The organism is Acinetobacter sp. UBA2581 (assembly GCF_002339435.1).
GTDB classification, from domain to species: Bacteria; Pseudomonadota; Gammaproteobacteria; order Pseudomonadales; family Moraxellaceae; genus Acinetobacter; species Acinetobacter variabilis.
Genome location: NZ_DDLD01000038.1, coordinates 1 through 10,075, shown reverse-complemented (window position 1 = coordinate 10,075; position 10,075 = coordinate 1). Strand labels below are relative to the sequence as shown.

The 10,075-nt window shown below is 39.2% G+C and carries 7 protein-coding genes and 2 pseudogenes; all 9 read right to left on the bottom strand.

Annotated elements, in window-relative coordinates:
* Window positions 1-316: 316 nt before the first annotated feature.
* On the bottom strand, window positions 317-2,509 hold the full coding sequence (locus tag B3Q46_RS04300; protein WP_286713660.1) for a PhoX family protein: 2,193 nt from the start codon (window positions 2,507-2,509) through the stop codon (window positions 317-319).
* A gap of 204 nt (window positions 2,510-2,713) precedes the next feature.
* On the bottom strand, window positions 2,714-3,472 hold the full coding sequence (gene tatC, locus B3Q46_RS04295; RefSeq protein WP_004812200.1) for a twin-arginine translocase subunit TatC: 759 nt from the start codon (window positions 3,470-3,472) through the stop codon (window positions 2,714-2,716).
* Window positions 3,469-3,891 (bottom strand): Sec-independent protein translocase protein TatB, encoded by a 423-nt coding sequence (gene tatB, locus B3Q46_RS04290; RefSeq protein ID WP_286713658.1) that lies wholly within the window; start codon window positions 3,889-3,891, stop codon window positions 3,469-3,471. The genes tatC and tatB overlap by 4 nt, the downstream gene beginning before the upstream one ends.
* A 9-nt stretch (window positions 3,892-3,900) precedes the next feature.
* Entirely contained in the window at window positions 3,901-4,122 is a 222-nt protein-coding gene (locus B3Q46_RS04285) for a Sec-independent protein translocase subunit TatA (protein WP_034171713.1), read from the bottom strand.
* A 147-nt stretch (window positions 4,123-4,269) separates the two neighbouring features.
* Window positions 4,270-4,665: pseudogene (locus B3Q46_RS04280) on the bottom strand (integrase core domain-containing protein); the annotation flags it as partial.
* Window positions 4,666-4,811: 146 nt separating this feature from the next.
* The gene (locus tag B3Q46_RS04275; RefSeq protein ID WP_286713656.1) at window positions 4,812-6,623 is read right to left on the bottom strand and encodes a monovalent cation:proton antiporter-2 (CPA2) family protein; all 1,812 of its coding nucleotides are present in this window, start codon (window positions 6,621-6,623) and stop codon (window positions 4,812-4,814) included.
* A gap of 245 nt (window positions 6,624-6,868) precedes the next feature.
* A pseudogene (locus tag B3Q46_RS04270) lies at window positions 6,869-7,809 on the bottom strand (IS5 family transposase).
* Window positions 7,810-7,890: 81 nt separating this feature from the next.
* On the bottom strand, window positions 7,891-8,982 hold the full coding sequence (locus tag B3Q46_RS04265) for a hypothetical protein (RefSeq protein ID WP_004812193.1): 1,092 nt from the start codon (window positions 8,980-8,982) through the stop codon (window positions 7,891-7,893).
* A 255-nt stretch (window positions 8,983-9,237) separates the two neighbouring features.
* Window positions 9,238-10,075 (bottom strand): lipoyl synthase (gene lipA, locus B3Q46_RS04260; protein WP_286713654.1); only part of this gene is annotated, 838 nt, incomplete at its 5' end.

The following is a 10,075-nucleotide window of genomic DNA, read 5'->3' as shown; positions in this document are numbered from 1 at the left end:
AAATTTCCTGATCCACCTCTGACATATATGAAGTTATTGTTTAGTATACTTCGTTTAACTTATGTTCACCTGAAGTCTACTTCATTAATTAACGATTAGATAAACATCATTTATTACATTAACTTATTGTTTTTTTATAAATTAGAATTTATAGGTTCATTAACCTCCCTATAAAAAATTAATAACTTTTAGGATACTGCTCAAGATGCTTATTATTGACTAGTTCATTCTTAAATCTAAAAAAATTTGAAATTTAAAAGATTGAAAAAAACAAAAATGCCAGCATCAAGCCAGCATTTTGAGATAAGTCAGTTATTTATCCAGCTATAGTTCCACCATCTTTACGAGTGATCACTACAGTTGCAGAGCGTGGCCGGGAAGTGGCAGACGAGTTAGTCTGTGATGCAGGCCAATGACTAGTGGGCTTATCATAACTTCGAGAATCTTCTCCAGGATGCTGTACATTAATGAAAATCGCTTTATAGTCTGGTGTCATGGTTACCCCCGTAATCTCGCAGCCTTTCGGACCTGTCAGGAAACGACGTAAAGTTTGATCTGAGACTTGAGCACCGACAATAGTTTCCTGACCAGAAGATGTGATTGTTCGAGTACCATCTCCAACCTTACCAGGTAAAGCAGCCAACATCATACAGTTGGTCGTATCTGTATAAGCACCATCATCAGTCTGAATCCAGAGTACACCACGAGGGTCAAACCACATCCCATCTGGTGAAGACAGATCATTATTATCATTCAAACCTGATAGATTAATATTTTGTGCCATTTTAGCTTCAGCACCAAATAGGTAAATATCCCATTTGAATGTGATGGCTGTGGTCGTATCCTTATCTTCATGTAAGCGGATAATATGACCATTTACATTACCTTTGCCACCCTCAGGATCGCTATAGTTACGTGGATTGGCTGCATCTAAGGCATGTGTAGTGCCGCGGTTAGAGTTATTAGTGAGCGTAACATAGACTTCTCCATTCTCAGGATTAACTGCAACCCATTCTGGACGATCCATTTTAGTAGCGCCTACGCTATCTGCTGCTAGACGAGCAAAGGTCACGACATCTGCTTGGGAATTAAAAGGATAGATATTGTTCAGCTCATTCAAACCATTAATACCATAACTCAGCTCAATCCATTGACCACTCCCGTCTGCATTGAATTTAGCAACATAAAGCTTGCCATGATCCATATATTTATCTCCGACTGCATAACCACCATTACGGTCGTTTTCACTCCATTTATAGTCAGAAACAAACTTATATATATATTCTCCACGTGAGTCATCGCCCATATAGAAAGCCAGGTTATCATCTTCACGAGCACGACTGGCACGACAGTCTTCATGGGCAAAACGTCCTAAGGCTGTACGCTTAACTGGATTTTGTCGGCTATCAAATGGATCAATTTCTACAATCCAGCCAAAAGTATTGGGGCCATTACGATAATCTTTGCTAGCATCACCGGCAGTAATATCTGCACTCCATCGATCATAAAGATCCTGAGGTTCAATTGTACCTATTGCAGATTCCCAGCCATAACGTGAGCTTGAACCTGCTTTTAAACCATAACGCTCCAAAGCGACCGTTTCTTGCGGTAAGCGATGAGCATCATCAGTTTTGCTACGGACAAAGTAACCAATAAAGTTTTCTTCAGTGGTGAGATAAGTACCCCATGGGGTATAGCCGTTGCCGCAGTTGTTATGCGTACCGCGTGTTAGTTTTCCACCTGGTGAAAAGCGTGTAGATAGAAGAGTAGATCCACTCGCAGGGCCTGAAAAGCTCATGACAGTTGAGGCAGTAATTCGACGGTTATAAATCGAATTTTTGACAATTTCTATTTTTTGATTGGAATTGTCTTTTTTGATATGAATGATTGAAACACCATGTGCATTTGTCTCACGAATGACTTCATCTTCAGGGCGGCGACCATCAACTTTGGTTGGACCTTGAGGATGTAAAAAAGTCGGATTGATATATTCATGGTTCATAACGAGTAGACCGTGCTCAGACACAGTCGGGTCATACCGGCCAGAAGTGATATTTAAGCCAAAAAAACTCATTCCATCATGGCAGTCGCCAGAGCGAAACTGAAAGCTTGGCCCATTCGGGATATTGTTGTCATCCCAGTCTGAATATGCAGGATTAATAGAATCTCCAAGTGCATACAGGACATTGGCTTCATAACCGTCTGGTACAGTGACGATATCATTCAAGTTTTTAGCAACTGGTGTAAAGTTCAGTTGCTCTGGTTTTGCATTTGGGTCAATAGCAGGCGGGTTTGGTACAGTCTCGGTTGGCGGCAGAGAAGAGCTATTATCGCTTTCCCCACATCCGGCCAGAGAGGATGCAAGGGCCAATGCTGCAGCCCCACTTGCAGTTTTGGCAATTAAAGCACGACGAGAAATGGATTGTTCTAAAATATCCCGAAAATGATGATTATCTGATGTATTATTATCCAATTCCTGATTTTCATCATAAGGTAAGTAATCTGTCATTATTTTATTCCCATAACTAAGGTCTGGTTGTTTTAAAGTCAGGAATAAATTAGCGGTTGAATATGACAGTCAGGTGAAGCTAATATTGCGGATTTATTAAATATAATATTGATTTATATATTAAAAATAAAAGCAGCTTAAGCTGCTCATAGAGTATTTTCTTCTTTTATGTTCTTTTTATTATTATTCAGTTATGTCCGGTCATCATTTTTCTATCCATTTTCCTGCCGCTAAGCCTAATTCAAATAACAGCCACATTGGAACAGCTAACATAATCATTGATAGGGCATCGGGTGGTGTCACAAACATGGCAATAAAAAAACATCCCACCACAATAAATCGTCTTTTTTCCACCAAGGTCTGTGTGCTGACAACACCAATTATAATAAGCAGGAGCGTGATAATAGGGATTTCAAAAGTAAATCCGAAAACTAAAAATAGTTTTAAACAAAAAGCCAGATAACTATTGATATCGGTCATCGGTGCAACAGTGTCAGGTGATACGCTGATAAAAAAATGAAGGATAGAAGGTAAAGCGATTAAATAGGCAAAAGCAATACCTGCATAAAACAATACAATACTGCTGATTAATAGTGGTAAAGCTAACTTTTTTTCTTTTAGGTACAATGCTGGTCTAATGAAGGCCCAAAGTTGATACAAAATAAAAGGCATGGCGATAAGTAAAGCAATAAAGAAGTTCAACTTAAATGGAGCCATGAAAGTCGCAGTCACATCTGTTGCAATCATGCTAGAGCTTTCAGGTAACTGAGCGCGTAAAGGCTTTGATAAAAGCTGATAAGTTTGGCTTGCAAAAGGCAGTAAACATAAGAATAGTCCTAATAATACGCCCACAATTTTGAAAAGGTGCTTTCGCAGAATCACTAGATGCCTGGTAATTGGCATTTCTTCTAACGGGATTTGCCGGGTATCGTTGTTGGTTTGAGTCGAAGGCAAAATACTCATACGGCCACCTTTATATCAGCATAAATTTTTTCTTGTTTTGTCACTTTATTCAGCTGGATTGGCGGTAAATGAACAGGTGAAACTGATTCATTAATTAATTGGTAAGTCAGCTCATAGTTCAAAAGATGTTGTTCCGGATTTCTAATGATGGGCTGATGGATTACATTTATATTATCCATTTGTGCCTGCATTTTAATTTCTAATTCCTGAATACGTTTCAGCTCGCTTTGCATTTGTTCCCGTAGTTCCGATAGTCGCAATTCACGGTCAAGATCATTTTGTATATTGCCGGCGATCCTTTTGATTTTGGCTGACCATTTACCTATAAAACGTATCGCTTCAGGGAGTTTATCTGGTCCAAGAATGAGCAAGGCAATTGCCCCAAAGACCAACAGCTCAGTAATTCCAATATTGAGCATAGCAATACCTCAATTCTTGATTGAACTCTCACTGGCTTTAACTTTCGCATCAATCGTTCGAGGGTACTGAAGTTGAGCTGCCTCAGCTTCTTCTTCTTCACGGACAGATTTCTTAAAGTCCTTGATTGCACCCCCTACATCTTTTCCTAGATTTTTTAGTTTAGAAGTACCAAACAGTAAGATCACTACAATTGCAAAAATTAGTACATGCCAGATGGATAACCCTGCCATATTTTATCCTCATTTAATCTTTTTAAATTTATTGGCTTATATCAACACTAACAAATGACAGAGCTATGAAGATTTGATGTCAATATAATGACAAGGGTAATCCGCCCATAAATAACCGAAGTTAAAAATAGAGGTCAAGCAACCATTAATTAGAGGTAGCCTTCGTCTGTTTGCTTGGTGTGGTCTTTCATGGTTGTAATGCCACAACCAACTCATTGCATAATCTTGCACTTCTTCCAGTGTTTCAAATAAATGCGTACTTAGACAGCTATAGCGTATAGTTGGATTATAATGTTCAATATACGCATTCTGCTGTAGCTTACCTGGTTGAATATATTCAATACGAATACCTTATTCAGTTCCCCAGCGCCCACATTCATGATTGATAAACTCCGGACTATTCTCAAACCGAATAACTAACGGATTTTCTCGCCACTCTAGCAACTGATTCAACGTACGAATAACCCGAATTGTTGGTAATGAGAATTCTGCTTCAATCGCAAAACCTTCTCGACGAGAATCATCAATTATATTCAATAGCCGACACAAAAAGTGCCCCAAATAGAAGAATTACTGCCACACCGCTGGAAACTTGAACGGAATTAAAAAAATAGGTATGGGGTTCAGCGGATACTTACAAAAAAGATGTCTACACAGACCTCTTTTTTATTTGGGCTTAATACGTGAAATTATTGCTGAGTGTCATCTTCATTCAGAATTTGCCCTGTGTGCTTTGGTGTGATTAAAGGTGCAGTCGGACGCGGTCCTGTGTATTGCAAACCGATACCCGCATAGACATCATCTGCTGCAACTTCGGTTTCAAAACGTTCCTTATCTCGTTCTCGGATTTCTTGGCTAATTTCTTCAACATTACTCTGGTCAACACCCAATTCTTCTAAAATGGCACCGCCAAATAGCATTGCCGACTCGAAGGTTTCTCGAATCATGTAATCCACATTTTGTTTTGCTAAATGCAGCGCATGCTCACGGTCATAAGAGCGAGCCAGTAACTTGGTTAAAGGAAATTCATGTTGCACCAACTCTACAATCTTATTCGTCGTTTCTTTGTTGTCTACGCAAACAACAATTGCCTCAGCCGTATCTGCTCCCGAGGCATGTAAAATATCTAAACGAGAACCATCGCCATAGTAAATTTTAAATCCAAATCTTTCAGCGTTTTGAATCATGTCGATATCATTATCAATGATGGTCACATCAATCCCTCGAGCAAGCAGTAATTGACTGGAGACTTGTCCAAAACGACCGAAACCAATCATCAATACTTTTCCAGAAAGTCCTTCGGCAATACGGATATTTTCTAAAGAGGTTTGTTCTGTAGTTTGGGTAAAACGTTTAAATAGAAAGCCAATAATCGGGATCAAAATCATCGATAAGACTACAATCGCAGTCAGGTTTGAGCGTTCAACATCACTAATGACTTGAGCACTCATGGCGGCAGTAAAGAGTACAAAAGCAAACTCACCCCCTTGAGCCATCAGTAATGCGCGATCGAGTGCTTCGGAGTGTGAACTTTTGGTCATGCGTGCAATCAGGTAAATCATGGATGCTTTGACAAACATCAGCAGAAGTACAGCACTTAAGATTAACACCCAGTTATTTTTTACGACGTTAAGGTCTAGTGACATGCCTACACCTAGAAAAAATAATCCGAGCAATATGCCACGAAACGGTTCAATATCTGCTTCAATCTGATGGCGAAAAGTGGATTCGGAGAGTAATACCCCTGCAAGGAATGCCCCCATTGCCATCGATAAGCCAGTGACTTGCATCAGTAATGCTGCGCCGAGCACCACCAAGAGTGCTGCTGCAGTCATGACTTCACGGGCTTTGGCTGCAGCTAATAAGCGAAATAAAGGATTAAGCAACCAATAGCCTGCAGCGATTAAACCTGCAATTGAAATTAAACCAATTCCGATGCTCTGCAAACGCGTAGAAGTACTTTCAACAACATGATTCGGTGCGATAAAAGCGACAATTGCCAATAAAGGTACAATCAACAAGTCTTCAAGCAGCAGAATCGAGACAATTTTTTGTCCTCGTGGTTGAGCAATGTCTCCACGATCTCCCAAAAGTTGCATTACAATTGCAGTTGAGGTGAGTACAAAGCCTGCAGCACACACAAAACTCACTTGCCAAGAATAGCCATAGACCAAGCCTACAGCCGTTAGCCCCAATGAACAGGCACTAATTTGTAATGTACCTAATCCAAAAATTTCTTTTCTTAAACTCCATAAATACAATGGACGCATTTCTAGTCCAATCACAAACAGATACATCACAATACCAAGCTCAGCGATATGCAAAATAGACGCAGAATCGTAGAAAAATGCCAGTCCAAATGGACCAATAATTAATCCTGCAATTAAATATCCCAATACCGAGCTTAATCCTAGGCGCTTGATTAAGGGGACTGCGATCACTGCAGCCGTGAGCAATATGACAGGGGATAAAAGGCTGATAGATGTGGCTTCTGCACTCATATATTTCTCAGATTTTGTATTGGGGCTGTTGACATTGCAAGTATAGAATTTACCCGATAAAGGTAGCCAAATATATATATACAGGCTTCAAGCTAATGCAACTGCAGAGCCTGTAAATAATTTTGTGTAATTGCTTTTCATAAATTTAAAGGTGATCACTTAGAACCTATCCAGAATATTTTCTATGCAAAAGGGCTTTGTTGCACAAAGATTTAAAAGACAGCACCTGCTTATCTGAACAGAACTCAAGTGACAACTTGGTTATGAGGACGACCTAATTCTGTAAATCTGTTTAATACTGCTATGCGTGCATGAATCTCATTGACCTGACTAGGAAAACTCCTTGCTGTTAATTTATCGCCTAATCATTTGATGCAATGCATCTTGGTTTCGACCAAACTTCGACGATGATAACCAGACCATTTTTTCCAAAGCATTCTTCCTAAACGTTTCACTGTTTTTAATAATTCATTCCGCTCTAAAGATCTCAATTTCCGATCTTTCCATGGTTTTGCATTTTTTCTTGGTGGAATGACCGCATGTGCATCTCGATCTAAAATGACTTGTCTGCAGTACTTCGTATCATAAGCACCATCGGTATAGACCGAATCAATTCGTTCGTCTAAAGGAATTTGAGTAACTAAATCATCGAGTACTTGTGAATCGCTCACATTATTTGTAGTGAGCTGTACTGCACGTATTTGAAGGGTTTCAGCATCTATAGCAATATGGAGCTTACGCCATTGGCGACGATATTCAGGTCCATGTTTCTTACGTTTCCATTCACCTTCACCTAGAAACTTCAAACCAGTTGAGTCTACGAGTAGATGTAGCCCATCGCTACTTTTTTGATAGCTAATCGCAATATCAATATGTTGTTGTCTTCGACAAAGTGTGCTGTACGAATATCGCTGATATTCGGAGCAGCTCATTTACACAGTTTAATCAAACTTTGAACAAAACCTGTGACCATGCGTAAAGAGAGTCTGAATAGAGATTTGATCATTAAACAGCATTGAATAGCGGTATCAGAGTAAGTTTGATTTCGACCTTGCTTGCCTTATGGTTGTGCATACCACTGAGTGTTTGGATCAAACCAAATGGAAATATTACCTCGGTTAATGAGGGCACGATTGTAGGAAGACCAGTTAGTTGTACGATAGATTTTAGGAGCAGGTTTATTCATATTGAAATTATAGGACTGAATAATCTTTCTAGGCTAGGTTTATGCAACAAAGCCCTTTAGAGTTGAAGTAACAAATCAAATTTAAATCAGATTTGAAAAATAATTACGGTAGTTGCTGTCCTGTGGTAATAATTCTAATAAACGCTGTACAGCATCAATACGATCATGTGTTTGCCCAATAATCCGTAATAATTGATCGGTATCCTTTATTTGATAAATCAACTGGCTTAAACGGGCATCAAAACAATGTCTCCAAGTACTGAGTAAAGGGCTTTCTGATTTAGATAAAAAGCTACCTTTATATAGCGAGAATGTACTCGAAATAAGATTTGCATTTAATGATTGTTCAGCACGTAAAAAATCACATTGGACTTCACAGGTAAGCCTATAAATGCGAGCCTCAATTGAATGAGGTAATAGGCTACGAAGTTGTGAAAGCTCAGCCTTTAAGGTTTTTAGGCTGACATTACGCTCACCATAAAGGGCATAGTGTAACTCTTCTAAACCAATGCCGTACGGATACAAAGCTAAAATGCAAAGTATTTCAATTTGACGGTGAGTCAAGTTCAAAGTATGCCCATTAAATTGAACCCAGGGCGAACCTAGCGCTTTAATGTATAAAAAATTTTTCTGTTCAAATTTTATTGCTCGCTGTATTAAGTCTGCACAGCGTTCCACAGCAAGAATGCCTAGAGGGGTATGTTTTTTATATTTTGTGGAAAGATTGATAATGCCATGAAATTGACCTGAAGTCGGATCCCAGATAGGTGCTGCATAACAGACCCAATCACGAACGCTGTCCATTTGGTTTTCATGAGAATATACACAACTTGATGTTTGACTATTTAATGTCATACCAATCGCATTGGTCCCAACCGCCTGTGTTGACCAATGGCCACCTTCAATAAAATGTACCTGTTCAGCAGAAGAAAGCATCGCGGAACTACTCCAGGTCCATAACAGAGTACCATGGTGATCTGTAAGACCAATTGCCATATCGGAATCATTAGCAATTCTTAATAAATCGGCATAATTATGCTGAATAGAGCGGCGGAATAGGGAAGTCTGATCTTCTTGAGGCAAAGCCAAAACGGGTGCAGCCTGAACAATATGCTGATTAATTAAATGTGTTGTTTGCAGCTTTTTTGCTAGTGCTGTATTGAACAGGTTCATATCATATTCCTTTATGATTAGACTGTAATATCTTTAAACTTCAGAAATCAATTTCCAGATCTATACTCATTCAATCTTTTCTTACGTGTACCAAATCATTTTTCTTGGATTCGTTAAATAACCTTTTTTGGGTTTTACCAGCCTTTTAGCTACTTTAAAAGTGTTGTTATGGACTGGAAATGACTATTTTTATCTGAAGTGTTAATAAAAGTAACCATTATGTTGATAAATAGGATCCTTTAAATGATGAAAATGTCATTCACGCACGTAGGGCACAGGTACAGCCTCACCATAATACTGGCGGTCAGCAAAATAACTCGATCGCACTAATGGTGCACTCCAAATATTCTTAAACTCTAAGTGCTCTCCATGAGTTTGATAATGTTTAAACTCTTGCAATGTAACAAAACGATGAATTGGCGCATGTGATTTGGATGGCTGTAGGTATTGGCCGATTGTGACATAATCAATTTGATAATCTTTCAAATCATTTAATAACGCAATAACCTCAGCTTCAATCTCTCCTAAACCCACCATCAAACCACATTTCGTTGGGATATCAGGGCAGTAGTGTTTAAATTTCTTAAGTAAATTCAATGAATGCTGATAGTCAGCGCCTGGTCGCATGGCTTTATACAGGCGTGGCACGGTTTCAATATTGTGATTAAAGACATCAGGTGGATTTTTGCTCAAAATTTTAAGTGCAATATCTGCGCGACCACGAAAATCAGGAACCAAAACTTCAATCAAAGTGCCTGGACTAGTTTGACGAATTTCTCGAATGCAATCTGCAAAATGCTGTGCACCGCCATCTTTTAAATCATCTCGGTCAACGGAAGTAATCACAACATACTTTAAGTTTAGATTCTTCACTGTTTCAGCCAAATGCAGTGGCTCGTTAATATCTAAGGCATTAGGACGGCCATGCGAGACATCACAGAATGGACAGCGTCGAGTACAGATATCACCCATAATCATGAATGTTGCTGTTCCACTACCGAAACATTGCGGCAAGTTAGGACAAGCCGCTTCTTCGCAAACGGTATGTAGTTTTTGTTGTCTTAATAAATCCTTAATAGATCTCTTGCGAAAG